General features: G+C 62.9%; 19 protein-coding genes. 10 read left to right on the top strand and 9 right to left on the bottom strand.

The genetic code is table 11. The annotated features are described in order from the left end of the window. Positions 1 to 252: 252 nt before the first annotated feature. From EN943_RS00550 to EN943_RS00540, 3 genes are read right to left on the bottom strand one after another with little or no spacing between them, the layout of a single operon-like run. On the bottom strand, positions 253 to 1,221 hold the full coding sequence (locus EN943_RS00550) for a substrate-binding domain-containing protein (protein ID WP_127411071.1): 969 nt from the start codon (positions 1,219 to 1,221) through the stop codon (positions 253 to 255). Beyond that, positions 1,218 to 2,534 carry an ABC transporter permease gene (locus EN943_RS00545; RefSeq protein WP_127411070.1) on the bottom strand — a complete coding sequence of 439 codons (1,317 nt, stop codon included), beginning with the start codon at positions 2,532 to 2,534 and terminating at the stop codon, positions 1,218 to 1,220. Before EN943_RS00545 ends, EN943_RS00550 begins: the two co-directional genes overlap by 4 nt. Continuing rightward, entirely contained in the window at positions 2,531 to 4,114 is a 1,584-nt protein-coding gene (locus EN943_RS00540; protein WP_127411069.1) for a sugar ABC transporter ATP-binding protein, read from the bottom strand. The genes EN943_RS00545 and EN943_RS00540 overlap by 4 nt, the downstream gene beginning before the upstream one ends. A 220-nt stretch (positions 4,115 to 4,334) precedes the next feature. Between EN943_RS00540 and EN943_RS00535 the strand changes: the two genes are divergently transcribed. Beyond that, a complete protein-coding gene (locus EN943_RS00535; protein ID WP_127411068.1) occupies positions 4,335 to 5,354 on the top strand; it encodes a LacI family DNA-binding transcriptional regulator in 1,020 nt (339 codons plus the stop codon). Positions 5,355 to 5,443: 89 nt separating this feature from the next. Here EN943_RS00535 and EN943_RS00530 read toward each other — a convergent pair whose 3' ends face one another. From EN943_RS00530 to EN943_RS00520, 3 genes are all read right to left on the bottom strand, one after another. After that, positions 5,444 to 6,445 (bottom strand): LLM class flavin-dependent oxidoreductase, encoded by a 1,002-nt coding sequence (locus tag EN943_RS00530; RefSeq protein WP_127411067.1) that lies wholly within the window; start codon positions 6,443 to 6,445, stop codon positions 5,444 to 5,446. Between the two features lie 69 nt (positions 6,446 to 6,514). Continuing rightward, entirely contained in the window at positions 6,515 to 7,675 is a 1,161-nt protein-coding gene (locus EN943_RS00525) for an AI-2E family transporter (protein WP_127411066.1), read from the bottom strand. Positions 7,676 to 7,792: 117 nt separating this feature from the next. Continuing rightward, a complete protein-coding gene (locus EN943_RS00520; RefSeq protein WP_127411065.1) occupies positions 7,793 to 8,854 on the bottom strand; it encodes an LLM class flavin-dependent oxidoreductase in 1,062 nt (353 codons plus the stop codon). 300 nt (positions 8,855 to 9,154) lie between these two features. Between EN943_RS00520 and EN943_RS00515 the strand changes: the two genes are divergently transcribed. Further along, entirely contained in the window at positions 9,155 to 9,583 is a 429-nt protein-coding gene (locus EN943_RS00515; RefSeq protein ID WP_023761392.1) for a DUF6481 family protein, read from the top strand. A 138-nt stretch (positions 9,584 to 9,721) separates the two neighbouring features. On the opposite strand, the gene sugE is transcribed toward EN943_RS00515, so the two are convergent. After that, positions 9,722 to 10,036, bottom strand: a complete 315-nt coding sequence (sugE, locus tag EN943_RS00510; RefSeq protein ID WP_127411064.1) for a quaternary ammonium compound efflux SMR transporter SugE — start codon at positions 10,034 to 10,036, stop codon at positions 9,722 to 9,724. Between the two features lie 205 nt (positions 10,037 to 10,241). Further along, positions 10,242 to 10,367, bottom strand: a complete 126-nt coding sequence (locus tag EN943_RS38765) for a hypothetical protein (RefSeq protein ID WP_013528464.1) — start codon at positions 10,365 to 10,367, stop codon at positions 10,242 to 10,244. A gap of 310 nt (positions 10,368 to 10,677) precedes the next feature. On the opposite strand from EN943_RS38765, the gene EN943_RS00500 reads away from it, so the two are divergent. The 3 genes from EN943_RS00500 to EN943_RS00490 all read left to right on the top strand — a co-directional run bounded on the left by EN943_RS00500 (position 10,678) and on the right by EN943_RS00490 (position 13,046). Then, on the top strand, positions 10,678 to 11,487 hold the full coding sequence (locus EN943_RS00500) for a transglutaminase family protein (protein ID WP_027040094.1): 810 nt from the start codon (positions 10,678 to 10,680) through the stop codon (positions 11,485 to 11,487). Positions 11,488 to 11,614: 127 nt separating this feature from the next. Then, positions 11,615 to 12,580: a cation diffusion facilitator family transporter gene (locus EN943_RS00495; protein WP_127411063.1), complete on the top strand. Its 966-nt coding sequence runs from the start codon at positions 11,615 to 11,617 to the stop codon at positions 12,578 to 12,580. Positions 12,581 to 12,641: 61 nt separating this feature from the next. Further along, a complete protein-coding gene (locus EN943_RS00490; RefSeq protein WP_127411062.1) occupies positions 12,642 to 13,046 on the top strand; it encodes a GFA family protein in 405 nt (134 codons plus the stop codon). Between the two features lie 19 nt (positions 13,047 to 13,065). Here the strand turns inward: EN943_RS00490 and EN943_RS00485 are convergent, their stop codons facing one another. After that, the gene (locus tag EN943_RS00485; RefSeq protein WP_127411061.1) at positions 13,066 to 14,337 is read right to left on the bottom strand and encodes a DNA recombination protein RmuC; all 1,272 of its coding nucleotides are present in this window, start codon (positions 14,335 to 14,337) and stop codon (positions 13,066 to 13,068) included. A 103-nt stretch (positions 14,338 to 14,440) separates the two neighbouring features. On the opposite strand from EN943_RS00485, the gene def reads away from it, so the two are divergent. The 5 genes from def (at position 14,441) to EN943_RS00460 (ending at position 17,270) form a co-directional block, all read left to right on the top strand. Continuing rightward, complete coding sequence (def, locus tag EN943_RS00480) at positions 14,441 to 14,971, top strand: peptide deformylase (RefSeq protein ID WP_127411060.1); 531 nt, start codon at positions 14,441 to 14,443, stop codon at positions 14,969 to 14,971. 116 nt (positions 14,972 to 15,087) lie between these two features. Beyond that, positions 15,088 to 15,348, top strand: coding sequence for a plasmid stabilization protein (locus EN943_RS00475; protein WP_127411059.1), 261 nt, complete (start codon positions 15,088 to 15,090; stop codon positions 15,346 to 15,348). Positions 15,349 to 15,353: 5 nt separating this feature from the next. Then, entirely contained in the window at positions 15,354 to 15,770 is a 417-nt protein-coding gene (locus tag EN943_RS00470; RefSeq protein ID WP_127411073.1) for a type II toxin-antitoxin system VapC family toxin, read from the top strand. 43 nt (positions 15,771 to 15,813) lie between these two features. Next, positions 15,814 to 16,767, top strand: a complete 954-nt coding sequence (gene fmt / locus EN943_RS00465) for a methionyl-tRNA formyltransferase (RefSeq protein WP_127411058.1) — start codon at positions 15,814 to 15,816, stop codon at positions 16,765 to 16,767. After that, positions 16,764 to 17,270, top strand: a complete 507-nt coding sequence (locus tag EN943_RS00460) for an N-acetyltransferase (RefSeq protein ID WP_027040099.1) — start codon at positions 16,764 to 16,766, stop codon at positions 17,268 to 17,270. Before fmt ends, EN943_RS00460 begins: the two co-directional genes overlap by 4 nt. The last annotated feature ends 91 nt before the right edge of the window (positions 17,271 to 17,361 follow it).

The following is a 17,361-nucleotide window of genomic DNA, read 5'->3' as shown; positions in this document are numbered from 1 at the left end:
CTCCGGAGGAGGGAGAGGTGGCGCTGCGGAGCAGCGACGGAGTGGGGGAACCACCTGGCAACCGCCGCCAACGAATATTGAAAGGGGACCAGGGCGCAAGAATCTTCCCGCACCGCGCCAAAGGTCGACCCCCAACTCCGTCGAGCTTCGCTCGACACCTCTCCCCCGATCGACGGGGGAGAGGAAGGGTGCCAAGCTGTCCCTGGGACGAAGAACCTGGACCTTCGGCTGGCACTTATCCCCGGCGAAAACTCAGAGGCCGTTGTCCTTCAGCACCTGGGCGGCGTTTTCCTTGGTGATCTTCTCGGTCGGCAGAGTGATGGTCTTTTCGACCTTCTCGCCGTTGAGGAACTTGATCGCCTGGCGCAGGCCTTCGGCACCGGGAGTGACATAGGTGAAGGTCGCCGTCAGCTCGCCCTTGTTGACCATCTGCACGCCTTCATTGGGCAGGCCGTCGATGCCAATGAACTTGATGTCCTTCTCGCGGCCGACATCCTTGGCTGCGAGATAGGCGCCATAGGCCATCGGGTCGTTGTGGCCGTAAACGAGATCGATCTTCTCGTTGCTCTTCAGCGCGTTGGCCATTAGATTGTAGGCCTGGTCCTGCTTCCAGTCGCCCGACTGCTGGTCGAGCAGATATTTGATGCCCGGCTCCTTGTCGGTGAATTCGTGGAAGCCGTCATGGCGGTCATGCGCCGGCTGGGTGCCCATGCCGCCCCAGATCTCGACGACGTTGCCTGCAGCCTTGCCCTTGCCGCCAAGCAGTTCGACGGCATATTCGCCGGCCGCACGGCCGATCAGCGCGTTGTCGCCACCGACGAATTGGGTGTAGTCCTTGGTGTCGACATTGCGGTCGAGCACGAAGACCGGGATCTTGGCGTCGATCGCCTGCTGCACCACGCCGGTCAGGCCGGCCGATTCCTTCGGTGACACCAACAGCGCATCGACCTCCTGACGGATCAGGTTCTCGACATCGGCGACCTGCTTTTCGGTCTTGTCCTCACCGTCGGTGATGATCAGTTCGACCTCGGGATGCTTGGCGGCTTCGGCCAGGATGTCCTTGTTGAACTGCGCGCGCCAGGGCTCGATGGTCGTCACCTGCGAGAAGCCGATCTTCCACTTCTTGTCCTGGGCGAAGGCATTGCCGGTGGTCAGAAGCGCGGTGGTGGTCAGCAGTGCCGCGGTCACGGCGGCAAGCTTCAGCATGTCACGTCGTTTCATTTTTTGTTTCCTCCGAGATTGAGAGACGGGGTCTCTTGCGACGGCCGCTTTGCCGCGGCCGTTTCCTTGTGCGCCGCTTGCCCGCCGGGCAGGCGCAGATAGGCCAGGAGATCACCGGCATTGCGCTCCTGCACGAGCACGGTGCCAATGATGATCATCCCCTTCAGCACCAGCTGAAGGTTCGAATTGATGTTGTGGAGCTGCAGGATGTTGGAGAGCAGACCGAAGATCAGCACGCCGCAGAATGTGCCTATGAGGCTGCCGCGCCCGCCCATCAGGCTGGTGCCGCCGATGACGACGGCGGCGATGGCATCGAGCTCCAGCCCGGCGCCGGCATCCGGCTTGCCTTGCCGGTACTGTGCGACATAGAGCACGGCGGCGATGCCTGCGAGCAGCCCGGAGACGGCATAGGTGGCGATCTTGACGCGGCCGGCAGCGATGCCGGAGAGGCGCGCCGCCTCCTCGTTGCCGCCGATGGCATAGACATAGCGGCCGAACGGCGTGAAGCGCAGCACCGCGCCATAGATCACGATGGCGCCGAGGAAGAACAGGCCCGGCATCGGGATGATGCCGAACACCAGCGAGCGCAGTATCTCGAAATCGGCGGTAGCGTTGGAGCCCGTATAGACCGGCAGTACCGCATTGTTCTGGCCAGCGGTCAGCCGGGCGATGCCAAGCGCCGTCACCATCATCGCCAGGGTGACGATGAAGGGCTGCAGCCGCCCGGCAACGATGATGAAGCCGTTGAGTGCGCCGAACAGCAAGCCGACGCATGGCGCGACCAGCAGCACACCGAGCACGCCGAATTTCGGCTCGATCTGCGGCAGCAGAAACCACAGCGACAGGCAGCACAGGACCACGCCGACGACAGCAGGCGTGACGATGCCGCGAAGACCGTCAAGCCTGATCTCGCGGACGAGATCGGCGCCGGCACGGGACTTTGCCAGGTTCTGGAAAATGAAGCGGGTGACGACGAAGCCGAGGCAGAGCGCCACCAGCGCGACGGTCGGCACGCCCAGCACGACGCCCGGCGTCACGCCTGGGACCGTCAGCAGCATGGCGCAGACCACCGAGCAGATGGCCATCAGCGAGCCGACGGAGAGATCGATACCGCCGGTGATGATGACAGCCGTCATGCCGGTGGCGATCAGGCCGGTGGTCGACACCTGGCGCAGCACGTCGAGCAGATTGCCGTAGGAGAGGAAGATGTTGTTGCCCTTCGAACTCATCGGAGAGCCGAGCACGCCGATCAGGAAGATGGCGATCAGGCCCCAATAGAGCTTGGTCCGGGACAGGAGTTTCAGGGCAGTCATGCGGCTGGTCTCGATATGGTCCGGCGCGGGGCGGCGAGACGCATGATGGCCTCCTCGCTGGCCGCATCGCGGGAAAGAATGCCTGTCTGGCGGCCATCGGCCATCACCAGGATGCGGTCGGAGAGATGCAAAAGCTCCGGCAGTTCGGAGCTGATGACGGCGATGGCGAGTCCGTCGCGCGCCAGCCTGAAGATCAGGTCGTAGATCTCGCGCTTGGCGCCGACATCGATGCCGCGCGTCGGCTCGTCCAGCAGCAGCACCCTTGGCCTGGTCGCCAGCCACTTGCCGATGACGACCTTCTGCTGGTTGCCGCCCGACAGCGTGCCGGCAGGCTGATCGATGTCCCGGCAGCGGATGCCAAGCGCCTTGACTGCCTGCCGCGCCAGCCCCTGCTCGCCGGCCAGCGAGCGGATGCCGAAGCGCGCCAGCGAGCCGACCAGCGGCAGCGCCACATTGTCCGTGATCGAGGCCTGCAGATGCAGGCCTTGCGTCTTGCGGTCCTCGGTCACCAGCGCGATACCCAGGCGCCTTGCGTCACGGGGCGAACGGATATCCACGGGCCGGCCGTCGACCTGGATTTCGCCGCCGGTACGGCCGTCGCTCGAGCCGAAGATCGCTTCCAGGATCTCGGTGCGGCCCGACCCCAGCAGCCCGCCAATGCCGAGGATTTCTCCGGCGGCGAGATCGAAGCCGACGCCGTCGATCACCGTGCGCCAGCCATGCGCATCGGGCTTCGACAGCGACAGGTTTTCGACCGAAAGCACGATCTCGCCGCTGGTGTTGCGCTCTTCCTGGGAGGAAGCGAGCAGGTTTCGGCCGACCATCGCCGAAATGATCGCATCTTCGTCGAGCCTGGCCATCGGCTCGGTCAGCACATGGCGGCCGTCGCGAAACACGGTGACGCGGCCGGCCAGATGCATGACCTCGTCGATGCGGTGCGAGATGTAGACGATGGCGACACCGCTCTCGGCAAGCTGGCGGATGATGCGGAACAGCCGCTGGCATTCGGCCGGCGACAGCGCCGAGGTCGGCTCGTCCATGATCAGGATGCGTGCCGACATCGACAATGCCTTGGCGATCTCGACCAGTTGCTGCTCGCCGACACGCAGGGCACCGACGCGGGCTTGCGGATCAAGGTCGATGCCGAGCCGCTGCAACAAAGCACCCGCCGCGCGGCTGCTCGCCTTGCGGTCGACGATCAGCCCGGCGATCAGCTTCTCGCGGCCAAGGAAGATGTTGTCGGCGACGCTGAGTTCGGGCACCAGGTTGAGCTCCTGGTGGATGATGGCAATGCCGGCATCCTCGGCGTCGCGCACGCCGGCGAAGCTGACAGGACGGCCATCGACGCTGACCGTACCTTCATAGCCGCTGTAGACGCCGGAGAGGATCTTCATCAGCGTCGACTTGCCGGCGCCGTTCTCGCCCATCAAGGCATGAACCTCGCCTCGCCGCAGCTCGAAGCCGACATCGACCAGGGCGGCGATGCCGCCGAAGCTCTTGGAGATGCGCTCGGCGCTCAGAACGGTGTCCGACCGATCGGCAGCGCCGTGCTGCGGGGAAAGGGAACTGCTCTCTTGCATGACAATGGCGGCCTCCCTTCCGTCGTCGTCAACTTCCCGCAAACGCTAATCTAAACGTTTCGATCATGTCAAGCCGATATAGGGGTGCAGGAAGCTTGATGCATTTCGATTCTTGCTTAAAAGGACAGGATTCCGTACGTATTGGCCGGCAAGGGTGGCGAAACGTTTCGAAATGACAGCATCAGGGCAAAAAAAACACCGGAAATCCACCGCCCCCACCATGCTTCATGTGGCTGAAGCGGCGCGTGTTTCTGTCGCGACCGTTTCGGCGCTGATCAATGGCACGGCGACGGTCAGCCCGGAGCTTAGCCAGCGCATAGAACAGGCGATCCGCGATATCGGCTACAAGCGCAACGCGATCGCCCGCAGCCTGAAGATGGGCACGACCCGCACCATCGGGCTGACCGTGCCGCACATCACCAACCCATTCTTCACCGATGTCGTCTCGGTCATCCAGCAGGCTTTCGACCGGGCCGGCTATGCCGTCATGCTGTGCTGCACGGACGAGGATTTGAACACCCAGGACGATCAGATCAAGCTGCTCCTCGACCGCATGGTCGACGGGCTGATCGTGGCGCGCGTCGGCGACGGCGCGATCCTCAAGCGGATCGTCGACGACGCCAACGTGCCGGTCGTGCTGCTCGATCGTATCTGCAAAGACGTCGACACCGATGCCGTGGTGCTGGACAACCAGCGCGCGGTGTTCGACGCCATCACCTATCTGGTCAATCTCGGCCACCGGCGCATCGGCTACATCACCGGCACGTCGGATATTTCGCCGATGCATGACCGCATGGCGGGATATCGCGAGGCAATTCACGCCGCCGGCCTGCCGATCGCGGAGGAGCTGATCCGCTTCGGCAATTTCCACGAGATCGACGGCTACAACGCCACCATGCAGATGCTTTCCTCGCATGATAGGCCAAGTGCGATCTTCTCGGCCAACAACCCGATGGTGATCGGCACCATGAAGGCGATCCGCGACATCGGCCTGTCGTGCCCGGAAGACATTTCGGTCGCCTGCTTCGACGACTTTCCATGGTCCGACGTGTTCCAGCCGCAGCTGACCACGGTCGCCCAGCCGGTGCAGGCGATCGGCGAACAGGCGGCCAACCTGCTTCTCGACCGTCTCGCCGGCAACAGGGACGCGCCGCCGCGCAAACTGGTTCTCAAGGGCCGGCTGATGATCCGCAATTCATGCCGCCCGCTGGGAGCGATGGCGCAGAGCGTGAGCGCATAGTTTTTCGGATGGAACCTTGGAGAGGCTAGCGGGACAGCGCCCCCCTCTGTCCTGCCGGACATCTCCCCCACTTGGGGGGAGATTAGCTGTCAGGCCGCTTGCGACAGGGATTTGTGCGCTTCGGCCAGGATCTCGAACGACCGCACCCGCGCCGCATGATCAAACATCTGCGCGGTGACCATCAGTTCGTCGGCGCCGGTGCGGCGCACGAAGGCATCGATGCCTTGCCGCACCGTTTCCGGGGAGCCGACGACGGCGCAGGACAATGCCTGGTCGAGCATTGTCTTTGCCATCGGATCGAGATCGCGGTCATAGTTCTCGACAGGCGGCGGCAGCCGGCCGGCACGGCCGGTGCGCAGATTGACGAAAGCCTGCTGCAGCGAGGTGAACAACAAACGGGCCTCCGCATCAGTGGGTGCGGCGAAGACATTGAGGCCAAGCATGACATGCGGCTTGTCGAGCTGCTCGGACGGCTGGAAGCGCGAGCGGTAAACATCCAGCGCGTGATCCAGCTCCGCCGGCGCGAAATGCGAGGCGAAGGCGTAGGGCAGGCCGAGCATGGCGGCGAGCTGCGCGCCGTAGAGGCTGGAGCCAAGAATCCAAACCGGCACGTCCTGGCCTTCGCCGGGCACGGCGCGGATGCGCTGGCCTTCCTCGGCCGGCTGGAAATAGCCCATCAGCTCCACGACATCCTGCGGGAAATTGTCGACGCCAGCTTCAAGATTACGGCGCAGCGCCCGCGCGGTGCCCATGTCGGTGCCGGGCGCCCGGCCGATGCCGAGATCGATGCGGCCCGGATGCAAGGCGGCCAGCGTGCCGAACTGCTCGGCGATCACCAGCGGCGCATGGTTGGGCAGCATGATGCCGCCGGCACCGACACGAATGGTCTTGGTCCCGCCGGCGACATGGGCGATGACGACCGCGGTTGCCGCGCTGGCGATCCCCGGCATGTTGTGATGCTCGGCCAGCCAGTAGCGCTTGTAGCCAAGGCGCTCGGCATGGCGGGCAAGATCGAGCGAGTTGGCCAGCGACTGCGAGGCATCGCTGCCTTCGACGATCGGCGACAGGTCGAGAACGGAAAGGTCGGTCATGGAACGGTATCCTGTGTCAGGACCGCATGTAGGAAGCGCCCGGCGACGCCGCAAATTCAAAAATATTGATCAGCCTTTGACAGCTTCGATGTCGTCCTCCTCGAGGACGGCCGTGTGCTGCGCGGCGAGAAAATTACCGACATGGCTGAGCCCATCGAAATGATCGCAGAACACCTTGATGACGACCAGCAGCGGCACCGCCATCAGGGCACCGACGAAACCCCACAACCATGACCAGAAAGCGATGGCGATAAAGATCGCCACGGCGTTGATCTCCAGGCGCCTGCCGACCACCATCGGCGTGACGAACTGGCCTTCGACGATGTCGCACAAGATCACGAAGGCCGGCGCCAGAAGCGCGTAGAAGATGGTATCGAAGCTGATCAACGCCATGACCGTGACCAGCATGATGGTGATCAGCGCTCCGACATAGGGCAGGAAGTTGAGCAGGGCGGCAGCGACGCCCCAGACCAGCGGATTTGGCATGCCGAGCGCCCACAGACCAAGAGCGATGACCGTGCCGAGGCCGGCATTGATGATGGTGACGGTGAGCAGATAGTGCGAGATCTCCCGTTCGACATCATAGACGACGCGCAACGCCCGCTTCTTTTCGCTGAGGCTGGCGAAGGACTGGATGATCTTTTCATAAAACATCGTGCCGGAGGCGAGCAGGAACAGCGACAGCACGAAGATGATGGTGAGACCTGTTCCCGCCGACAGGATGTTGCTGGCGGCCGCCGAAAGGATGCCGGACTGCGCCACTGCCACCTTCTGAATACCCGACTCCTGCGAGGTCTCGGTCAGCTGTTCGATCTGGTGCGAAATCTGCATGATCTTCTCGAGCGGCTGGCGCAATTGCGCCAACCGCTCGGTGAGTTTCTGGCCGATCGACGAGGTGTTGTTGATAAGGTCGATGATCGGGCTGCTGAGCAGATAGCCGGCGGTGGCGAACACACAGATGGACAACACCACCAGGAGGGTTGCCGAGATCACTTCGGGGATGCCGTGCTTGCGCAGGAGCCGGACGATCGGCGTCAGCGTCAGCGCCAGCAGGAAAGCCAGAATGACCGGCATGAAGAAGGCGCGAGCGAAGTAGAGCGCATAGATAGCCATGAAAAGGAAGATGCCGATGAGGAGCGAACGCATCAGACGCGTGTCGGCGCGCGCCGCGGCACGCGATTCCGGTTCATCGGAAATCTGCTGACCCCAGGCAGTGGGTTCGGTTTTCATAGTCACCCCTAAGCCGGCGCCCCTTCGCACGGCAACCGCCTCCAAGAAACGCGGAGTTACGGGCGAGGGTTCCATGAGCCGGCTTCGGGATTGAGGCCGCTCGCGCTGGACTCCGGGTCAGGCGACCGGCGCTGCCGCTGCCGGCTCAGTCTTGGCTGTTTCCTTGCGCACGATCGGCGCCACCCTGGTGCCGTAGAGTTCGATCGCCTTCATGATCTTGGCGTGCGGCATGGTGCCGATCGCCATCTGCAGCAGGAAGCGGTCGTTTTTGAAGATCTTGTGCTGGGCGACGATCTTCTCGGCCACCTGCTCAGGACTGCCGACGAACAAGGCGCCATCGGGACCACGCGATTGGTCGAAATGCACCCGGGATGTCGGTCCCCAGCCGCGCTCGCGGCCGATGCGGTTCATCACTTCCGCTTGCGGGCCGTAGAAGTCGTCGGCCGCCTGCTCGGTCGTCTCGGCGATGAAACCATGCACGTTGATGCTGGTGGCGAGGCCCGCGGGATCACTGCCGGCGCGCTTGGCCGCTTCGCGGTAGAGATCGAACAGCGGCGCGAAACGCGCCGGCTCGCCGCCAATGATGGCGAGCGCCAGCGGCAGGCCGAGCGCGCCGGCGCGGGCGGCAGATTGCGGCGTGCCGCCAATGGCGATCCAGACCGGTAGCCTGTCCTGGAAGGGCCGGGGATAAACGCCGCGATCGTTGATCGGCGCGCGCAGATTGCCCGACCAGGTGACCTTCACGCTGTCGCGGATGGCAAGCAGCAGATCGAGCTTTTCGGCGAACAGCTCGTCATAGTCCTCGAGGTTGAAACCGAACAGCGGGAAGGATTCGATGAACGAGCCGCGCCCGGCCATGATCTCGGCGCGGCCGCCAGACAGAAGATCGAGCGTGGCGAATTGCTGGAAAACGCGCACCGGATCATCGGAGGACAGAACGGTGACCGCGCTGGTCAGCTTGATGCGCTTCGAACGCTCGGCCGCCGCAGCCAGGGCCACGACCGGGGCGGAGGCGGCATAGTCGGGCCGGTGATGCTCGCCGAGGCCGAAGACATCGAGGCCGACCTGATCGGCCAGCTCGACCTCCTCGATCAGGTTGCGCAGCCGCTCATGCGGGCCAATGGCGCCGGGACCCGGCTGCGGGCTGACGTCGGCGAAGGTGTAGAGACCGAGTTCCATCTAATGTCATCCTGATGTTGGAATTTGCCGCTAGACGTAGCCATCCGCCAACCTCGCCGCCAGAGGCGCGACGGTGAACAGTGCATGTCGTTTTCGGCTCTATCTCTTCGTCGCAATTCCCAAGGGAAAGCGCTGCGCGCTTTTCCCAGGAAAACCGCTCACACTTATCCTGGAACTGCTCTAAAGGCGTCTCCCGGCTGCAACAGCCGACAATTTCATGGCTGCCATGCCGTTTTGGCGCTTGAACTCTCGGTTTTCGCGCGTATGTAAGCGTCGCGAATTGACTTCAGGGAAGTGGACTTGGCTATCTACAGGGAAAAAGACGTTTTCGAGCGGCGCAATGCCGCAAACGAGGCAAAGAAGGCGCTTCTCGAGCGCTTCAAGGCAAAGCCGGCGGCGGATGATCCCGCAGTGCTGGCGCGGCAGGCTGAACGCAAGGCGATCCTTGCGGCTCGCGAAATCCGCGAGGCCGAAAAGGCCCGGCTGAAGCAGGAGAAGCTGGCACGCGAAGCGGTCGAGAAGGCCGAGCGCGAGGCAGCAGCCGAAGCGGCACGTATCGCCGCCGAGGAAGCTGCACAGGCTGAGGCCAAGATTCGGGAATCCGAAGAGAACGAGCGCATTGCCCGTTTTCTGGCCGACGAAGCCGAACGCAAGGCCAAGCGCGACGCACGTTATGCGGCACGCAAGCAGCGCACCGGCAGGACGCCTCCGGGCTTCTCCGCCCGCTAGCCTCCAGGCTACGAAGCAATCTGCTTCGAGAATCAGGGTCGCCTCACAGCGGCCCTGAACGTGTTTGTCCAATGCATGTCGCCCAAAAGTGGTCCCGGTTTGGGAGGACGACATGCATAAAAACAAGAACGGTTCTGGTCAGGCAGCGAACTTCAGCCCCATGATGCCGCAGACGATGAGCGCGATGCAGGCCAGCCTGATCACGGTGGCCGGTTCGCCGAGCAGCCAGATGCCGAGCAGTGCCGTACCGACGGTGCCGATGCCGGTCCACACCGCATAGGCAGTACCGACCGGCAGCGCCTTCAGCGCCAGGCCGAGCAGAGTGAGGCTGACGACCATCGAGGCAACGGTCAGCACGGTCGGCACCAGCTTCGAGAAGCCATCGGTGTATTTAAGGCCGATTGCCCAGCCGATCTCGAACAGGCCGGCAAAAAAGAGAAGAATCCACGACATCGACAACGCTCCATCAGAGCATCGGACCGAAAAATGATTTCGGCGTCCGATGATCAGTCAAACAATGGCGGGTCGTCCCGTCCGGATTTTGGGGAAGCGCGAGGTCGTCCCCGCCACGCCAATATAGGATTTTCGGGCGCTCGATCAACAGCGGCCGGCAACAGTGTCGCCGGCCGTAATCTTATTGCGAAGTGGGTCGCCGGACCTACTTGTCCTTGAGCTTCATCGCCTTGACCGGCGGCGCCTTCAGCGCGGGAGCCGGAGCGGGCTTCTTGGCGTCCTTCTTCGGCTTGCGTGCTTCCTTGCCTGCCTTCATCGCACCTTTAGCCATGATTCGTTCCTCCTGATGTGGAAGCCAAGTGAAACAAGAGAAACGCCCGACTGCAAGGGGTTAGCGACTGCTGCCGCCGTCAGCGTATCGCTTTCAACCGGTTTCTAGAGCAACTCACCGTTCGCGGAAACAGTGAATTGCTCTAACTCTTTGTTTTGACGCAATTCCGGACGGAAAACCGCTTCACACTTTTCCTGGAATTGCTCTAATTTGCTCGCAAACCATGGCGGTCCGTGCGATGGTCATTTTCGCACTGCAGCATCGACCCGAGCTTCGCCGGGTGATCGTCAGGCAGGCCGTCAGGACGACAATGCGAATCCACATCGGCTGCGAGATGAGCTTCGACTTTCCTCAGGAAACGCCGCTCATCGCGATGCTGAATGTCCACTATTCGCGTGCCTCCGATCTCGAGCGGCCGGATTTCCTGATCTCCAACCCGCCTGTGCCGATCGAAAGCTATCGCGACAGTTTCGGCAACTGGTGCAACCGGTTCGTCGCGCCGCCTGGGCGTTTCACCTTCGGCACCGACGCGGTGATCCGCGATCCCGGCACCTTCGAGATGGGCGACCTGATGGCCTGGCAGCACGAGGTGCGCGACCTGCCGGCGGACACACTGCTATTTCTGCTGCCCAGCCGGTTTTGCGAGAGCGACCTTCTAGCTGACGAAGCGTGGCGGCTGTTCGGCAACACACCGCTTGGCATTCCACGCGTACAGGCGGTTTGCGACTTCGTCCACAACCACATCGTCTTCAACTACGGCAATGCACGGCCGACGCGTACCGCGGCGGAAGCCTATCGCGAACAGAGCGGCGTGTGCCGGGACTACGCGCATCTCGCCGTCACCTTCTGCCGGGCGCTCAACATCCCGACGCGCTATTGTACCGGCTACATCAGCGACATCGGCATGCCGAAACCGTGGGCGAGCATGGATTTCTGCGCCTGGATGGAGGTCTATCTCGGCGGCCGCTGGCATGTCTTCGACCCGCGCAACAATGCACCGCGCATCGGCCGCATCCTGATCGCCTCCGGCCGCGACGCCGCCGACGTGCCGCTGACCCATATATTCGGCCCGGGAACGCTTGCCGGCTTCAAGGTGTGGACCAGCGAGATCGTCGAGTAGTCGCCGTCTTCCATAGGCCGATCCCTCATGGCTGCTGCCTCGGACGACCCGACATTCGTGGGGTGTGATGCCTGTGGAGCTTTAGCGGCCTGGCCGCTAGACTGCGCCTTGAACGGGGACAAATGCCATGGCCGGGCACGGCGGCTCGAAGAAAGTCATCTACGCGGCGCTCGCCGGCAATCTCGCCATCGCGGTGACCAAGTTCGCCGCCGCCCTCTTCACCGGCAGTTCGGCGATGCTGTCGGAGGGCGTGCATTCGCTGGTCGATACCGGCAATGGCGGCCTGCTGCTCTACGGCATGCACCGCGCCGCCCGCCCGGCCGACCGCACGCATCCGCTCGGTCACGGCCGCGAACTCTACTTCTGGAGCTTCATCGTCGCGCTTCTCGTCTTCGCGCTGGGCGCCGGCGTGTCGTTCTACGAAGGCGTGATCCATATCATGGCGCCGGAGCCGGTCGCCAACGCCAAGGTAAACTATATTGTTCTGGGTCTCTCCTTCCTGTTCGAAGGCAGTTCGTGGTGGGTGGCACTGAAGGAGTTCCGCCAGCAGAAGGGCAAGCAGGGCTGGCTGCGGGCGGTGCAGTCGAGCAAGGATCCGAGCGTCTACACCGTGCTGTTCGAGGACAGTGCGGCACTTCTCGGCCTGATCGTCGCGTTCGCCGGCATCCTGGCGGCGGAAGTTCTGGAAATGCCGGAACTCGACGGCGCCGCCTCGATCGGCATTGGGCTGATCCTTGGCGCGACGGCGATCTTCCTGGCCCGCGAAAGCAAGGGCCTTCTGATCGGCGAGCCGGCCTCGCTCGAGGTCCAGAGACAGGTGCTGGCGATCGCCCAGCAGGATCCGGCGGTGCAGCGGGCGAACGGCGTCCTGACCGTCCATATGGGGCCGACAGAGATCGTCGCCGGGCTCAGCATTGAGTTCGAGGACCATTTGACGGCGCCCGAGATCGAAGCTTGCGTCGAGCGCCTGGAGGCGCAGCTGAAGAAGGAAATGCCGGAGATCACGCGACTGTTCGTCAAGCCACAGACGACAGGCACCTGGGAACAGCGGCGCAGGCTGATCGACACCGCATCCGATCCTACCCTGGACTAGCGCCGCGCCATTGCCTGGCTGCCTTGACCCGCTAGATTACCGGAATTCAGGAGGAACGAAGATGAAGATCGACGGCGGCTGCCACTGCGGCGCGATAACCTATGAGGCGGAGGTCGACCCGACAAATACCGGAATTTGCCATTGCACGGATTGCCAGCAACTGACCGGCACGGCTTTTCGCCTGACGGTTCCGGCGCCGGAAAGCAACTATCGCATCACCAAGGGCACGCCGAAAATCTACATCAAGATCGTGGCGAGCGGCGCCAAGCGTGTCCAGGCCTTTTGCGCGGACTGCGGCTCGCATCTTTACGCCACGTCTGTCGGAGATGGTCCGAGGGTCTATGGAATTCGCGTGGGGACCGCGCGGCAGCGCCAGGATTTGATCCCGACACAGCAGAAATGGCATCGCTCGGCGCTGCACTGGCTGCCTGAATTTCAGGGCATGACCACGTTGGAGGAGCAGTAGCGCGGTCCGGCACCGCGCCTCAATCGTCGCCTTCGACGACCCTCAGTCTGAGCTGCCCGGTTTTCGAATCGGCAACGCGCGCGCCGGTATCGACCTTCGCGGCGGGAGCCCGTGACGCGGCGTCCGCGGCGGCATCGCCATCGGGCTGCGCGCCGAATTCCAGCGCCTCGATCTTCTGGCCGCGCTTGGTGACCTTCGACGTCGAAACCAGGATGTCGTCGATGTCCTTGGCCGACTGACCGAAATGCACCTGCAGCTTGCGCACCCGCTCGTCGACGCGCGCGACATCCTCCATCAGCCGGATGACCTCGCCCTGGATCAGGTGCGCCTGTTCGCGCATGCGGGCATCCTTGAGGATCGCTTGGATGACCTGGATCGACAGCATCAGCAGCGACGGCGAGACGATGACGATTCGGGCCCGGTGCGCCTTGTGCACGATCGCCTCGAAATTCTCGTGAATCTCGGCGAACACCGATTCCGAGGGCACGAACATGAAGGCAGTGTCCTGCGTCTCGCCCTGGATCAGGTATTTTTCCGAGATATCGCGAACATGGATCTCGATGTCGCGGCGGAAGGCCTGCGAAGCGGCCTTCTGCAGGTCGGCGCCGTCGGCGGCGCGGATGGCATTCCAGGCTTCGAGCGGAAACTTGGCGTCGATGGCCAGCGACGGTGCGCCGTTCGGCATCTTCACCAGGCAGTCAGGACGGCTGCCGTTCGACAGCGTCGCCTGGAATTCATAGGCGCCATGCGGCAGGCCATCGGCAACGATTGCCTCCATGCGCGACTGGCCGAAAGCACCGCGCGTCTGCTTGTTGGAGAGGATCGCCTGCAGCTGCACGACCTGGCCGGCGAGCGACTGGATGTTGCCCTGCGCGACATCAATGATGGCCAGCCGCTCCTGCAATTTGGCCAGGCTCTCATGCGTGGATTTGGTCTGCTCGGTCATGGTCTGGCCGAGCCGGCCGGTCATGGCGTCGAGGCGCTGGCCGATCGATTGCGTCAGCTCCGCCTGCCGTGCGCCGAACACTTCGGCGATGGCGCCCATACGACCCTGCATTTCGGCCTGGCTTTGCAGAATGCCGGCCATCCGCGCCTCGGCATCACGGGCATGATCGGCGGCTTCCGCAGCCGCCACGGCGCGCGCCTTCGCCGACCGCCACAGCGCGATGACAAGCGCCACGAACAGGCCAAGAAACAGCAAGGCGCCGAAGGCCAGCGCATGGCCGAGTGTGATCGTGGTTGCGCCAAGCCGGGCTACAGGTTCGGAAAGGATGGTGCTCAAATCATTCATGTGGACAGCATAAACGATTCGCGCTGCCGGCACAGATCAAAACGTGAACGAGCCTCCAGCCTACCGGTTGACGCTTTTCTCTGGAGGTCTTAGGTGGAACGCCATGTCGATCAAGCCGCTTATCATCCTTCCCGACCCCATCCTGCGCCAGGTTTCCAAGCCGGTGGAGCGCGTCGACGCACCTTTGCGCAAATTAGCCGACGACATGCTGGCGACGATGTACGACGCGCCAGGCATCGGGCTGGCGGCGATCCAGATCGGCGAGCCGCTGCGCTTGCTAGTGATCGATCTGGCCAAGGAAGACGAGACGCCGGCGCCGCAGGTCTTCATCAATCCGGAAATCCTGGAGAGCGCCGATGCGCGCTCCGTCTATGAGGAAGGCTGCCTGTCGATCCCGGACTATTACGCCGAGGTCGAGCGCCCGGCCTCCGTGCGGGTCAAATATCTCGACCGTGACGGCAAGCTGCAGGAATTGGAGGCCGAGGGCCTGATGGCCACCTGCCTGCAGCATGAGATCGACCACCTCAATGGCGTCCTGTTCATCGACCACATCTCGAAGCTGAAGCGCGACATGGTGGTGAAGAAATTCAAGAAACTCGCCAGGGACAAGGCGCCGGGCAAGCTGGCGGGATAGGCATTGCTCTGTCGGGCACGGCCCCTCCCCATCAGCCTCGGCAGCTCAGCTTGACGAACCTTCGATTGAAAATAGCGGCTTGTTGTGATATCAGCGATATCACACAGGAGGTGTCTATGGGTGACATGCTGATCCGTGGGATTAATCCGGAATTGAAACGGCGTCTCGAGGAAAGTGCGCGGCTGAACAAGCGCAGCCTTTCGGAGGAGGCAGTCGTCTTGATGCAGAAGGGTTTTGCAACACAATTTGCCAGCGCCGAAAAGGCCGGCGATCGCCTCTATTCGCTCGTCGGCGATGATCGTTTCACAAACGACGAGATTCAGGAAATAGCGAGGTCGCGAAGTGAGGCCGATCGTGGGCCGCCTGATTTCCGTTGACCGGAATGATCATACTGGACACCAACGTCATATCGGACGTGCTATCGCGGCAACGGAGCCCAAACGTTCTCAACTGGTTGAACGGCCAAGAGCCTGCGACCCTTTTTCTCTCCACCATTGTTTTTGCAGAGCTTTATTTCGGAGCCTACCTTGTCCAGGAGGCCATCCGGCGGGATGGTCTTCTCCAAAGCATTTCGAGGATCCGGGGCGAATTTTCAGGTCGGATCCTGGTTTTTGGGGATCTGCCCGCAGAACAGTATGGCCGCATTGCCGCGGCAAGACGACTCGCTGGCAGACCAGTCGAAACCAAGGACGCGATGATAGCCGCGATCTGCCAGGCGCACGACGCCACGCTTGCCACCCTCAACGTTCGAGACTTCGACGGACTTGACCTGAAGCTGGTAAACCCGTTTGAAGCCTGAGCTGACTTCCCGGCGCAGGTAGAGAGAAGGTCTCGGAAGAAAAATGCCCCTTCGCGTCATCTTCATGGGTACGCCGGAGTTTTCTGTCCCGACTTTGCGCGCGATCGCCGAGGCTGGCCATGAGATATCAGCCGTCTATACCCAGCCGCCGCGCGCCGCAGGACGACGCGGGCTGGAGCTGACGCCTTCGCCGGTGCAGCGCGAGGCGGAGCGACTGGGCATCGAGGTGCGGACGCCGGTTTCGCTCAAAGGCGAGGCCGAACAGGCCGCTTTTAGCGCCTTGCAGGCCGATGTGGCGGTGGTCGTCGCTTATGGACTGCTGTTGCCGAAGGCGGTTCTGGAAGCGACCCGGCTCGGTTGCATCAACGGCCATGCATCGCTTCTGCCGCGCTGGCGCGGTGCCGCGCCGATCCAGCGCGCCATCATGGCCGGTGACCTGGAAAGCGGCATGATGGTGATGCGCATGGAAGAGGGCCTGGACACCGGTCCGGTCGGAATGGTTGAAAAATGCGCCATCGATCCCGATATGACAGCCGGCGATCTGCATGGTCGGTTGATGAGTGTCGGTGCTGCCTTGATGGTGGAAGCGCTGGCGCGGTTGGAAGGGAACACGCTGACATTCACCACACAAGCTGTGGATGGGGTGACCTACGCCAAGAAAATCGATAAATCCGAGACTCGCGTGGACTGGACTCGCTCGGCAAGTGAGGTCCACAATCATATTCGCGGCCTGTCGCCCTTTCCCGGCGCCTGGTCGGAGATAGGAATTGGCGGCCGTCAGGAGCGGCTGAAACTGCTTCGCTCGACGCTGTCGCAAGGCCTGTCGCCTTCGGAAGAGTTGGGCGAGTCGGGAGGAATTCTCGATGACCGGCTGACGGTCGCCTGCGGGGCGGGCGCGATCAGGCTGGTCGAAGTTCAACGGGCGGGCGGAAAGCCCGCTGCCGCGTCGGAATTCCTGCGCGGGGCCAAGATCGAAAAAGGACTGAAATTCTCATGAGCATGATGTCGATACGCGCGGCAACGCCGCGGGATCGCGAGGCCATCCGCCTCGTCGAGGAACACGCTTTCGGCCAGCAGGCGGAGGCCGGTCTGGTCGACGCGCTGGTGACCGGCGGCGACGCGGTTGCAGAACTGGTGGCGGAAGAAGATGGCCAGGTGGTCGGCCACATCCTGTTTTCGCGGCTGTTCGTCCAGAATGGCGGCAAGACCTTCGCGGCCGTGGCGCTCGCGCCGCTGGCGGTGGAGCCCTCGTTCCATGGCAGCGGCATCGGCGGCGCGCTGATCCGAGAGGCGCATATCCGCCTCAAGGATGGTGGTGAGACGCTGGCCGTGGTGCTGGGCGACCCCACCTATTACGGGCGTTTCGGCTATAGCCACACGCGTGCCGAGAACTTCGAAAGCGAGTACCAGGGCGAAGCGCTGCAAGCGCTGGCCTGGGGTGACGCCCCAGAGGCGGGCACGCTGGTCTATGCCTCCGCCTTCACCGCTCTCGCCGCGTAGAACAGTCCACCGTTTCACGGAAACGGCGAACTGCTCTACCTCTTTGTTTTAACGCAATTCCGAACGGAAAACCGTTTCACACTTTTCCTGG

Origin of the sequence: Mesorhizobium sp. M7A.F.Ca.US.006.01.1.1, assembly GCF_003997935.1 — a bacterium.
GTDB lineage: Bacteria > Pseudomonadota > Alphaproteobacteria > Rhizobiales > Rhizobiaceae > Mesorhizobium.
This window is presented reverse-complemented; position numbering and strand designations above follow the sequence as displayed.

What these genes read in the sequence shown, in the direction of transcription:
- EN943_RS00550 (WP_127411071.1), bottom strand. Translation starts at nt 1,221, where the DNA reads ATGAAACGACGTGACATGCTGAAGCTTGCCGCCGTGACCGCGGCACTG.
- EN943_RS00545 (WP_127411070.1), bottom strand. Translation starts at nt 2,534, where the DNA reads ATGACTGCCCTGAAACTCCTGTCCCGGACCAAGCTCTATTGGGGCCTG.
- EN943_RS00540 (WP_127411069.1), bottom strand. Translation starts at nt 4,114, where the DNA reads ATGCAAGAGAGCAGTTCCCTTTCCCCGCAGCACGGCGCTGCCGATCGG.
- EN943_RS00535 (WP_127411068.1), top strand. Translation starts at nt 4,335, where the DNA reads ATGCTTCATGTGGCTGAAGCGGCGCGTGTTTCTGTCGCGACCGTTTCG.
- EN943_RS00530 (WP_127411067.1), bottom strand. Translation starts at nt 6,445, where the DNA reads ATGACCGACCTTTCCGTTCTCGACCTGTCGCCGATCGTCGAAGGCAGC.
- EN943_RS00525 (WP_127411066.1), bottom strand. Translation starts at nt 7,675, where the DNA reads ATGAAAACCGAACCCACTGCCTGGGGTCAGCAGATTTCCGATGAACCG.
- EN943_RS00520 (WP_127411065.1), bottom strand. Translation starts at nt 8,854, where the DNA reads ATGGAACTCGGTCTCTACACCTTCGCCGACGTCAGCCCGCAGCCGGGT.
- sugE (WP_127411064.1), bottom strand. Translation starts at nt 10,036, where the DNA reads ATGTCGTGGATTCTTCTCTTTTTTGCCGGCCTGTTCGAGATCGGCTGG.
- EN943_RS38765 (WP_013528464.1), bottom strand. Translation starts at nt 10,367, where the DNA reads ATGGCTAAAGGTGCGATGAAGGCAGGCAAGGAAGCACGCAAGCCGAAG.
- EN943_RS00500 (WP_027040094.1), top strand. Translation starts at nt 10,678, where the DNA reads ATGCGAATCCACATCGGCTGCGAGATGAGCTTCGACTTTCCTCAGGAA.
- EN943_RS00495 (WP_127411063.1), top strand. Translation starts at nt 11,615, where the DNA reads ATGGCCGGGCACGGCGGCTCGAAGAAAGTCATCTACGCGGCGCTCGCC.
- EN943_RS00490 (WP_127411062.1), top strand. Translation starts at nt 12,642, where the DNA reads ATGAAGATCGACGGCGGCTGCCACTGCGGCGCGATAACCTATGAGGCG.
- EN943_RS00485 (WP_127411061.1), bottom strand. Translation starts at nt 14,337, where the DNA reads ATGAATGATTTGAGCACCATCCTTTCCGAACCTGTAGCCCGGCTTGGC.
- def (WP_127411060.1), top strand. Translation starts at nt 14,441, where the DNA reads ATGTCGATCAAGCCGCTTATCATCCTTCCCGACCCCATCCTGCGCCAG.
- EN943_RS00475 (WP_127411059.1), top strand. Translation starts at nt 15,088, where the DNA reads ATGGGTGACATGCTGATCCGTGGGATTAATCCGGAATTGAAACGGCGT.
- EN943_RS00470 (WP_127411073.1), top strand. Translation starts at nt 15,354, where the DNA reads ATGATCATACTGGACACCAACGTCATATCGGACGTGCTATCGCGGCAA.
- fmt (WP_127411058.1), top strand. Translation starts at nt 15,814, where the DNA reads ATGCCCCTTCGCGTCATCTTCATGGGTACGCCGGAGTTTTCTGTCCCG.
- EN943_RS00460 (WP_027040099.1), top strand. Translation starts at nt 16,764, where the DNA reads ATGAGCATGATGTCGATACGCGCGGCAACGCCGCGGGATCGCGAGGCC.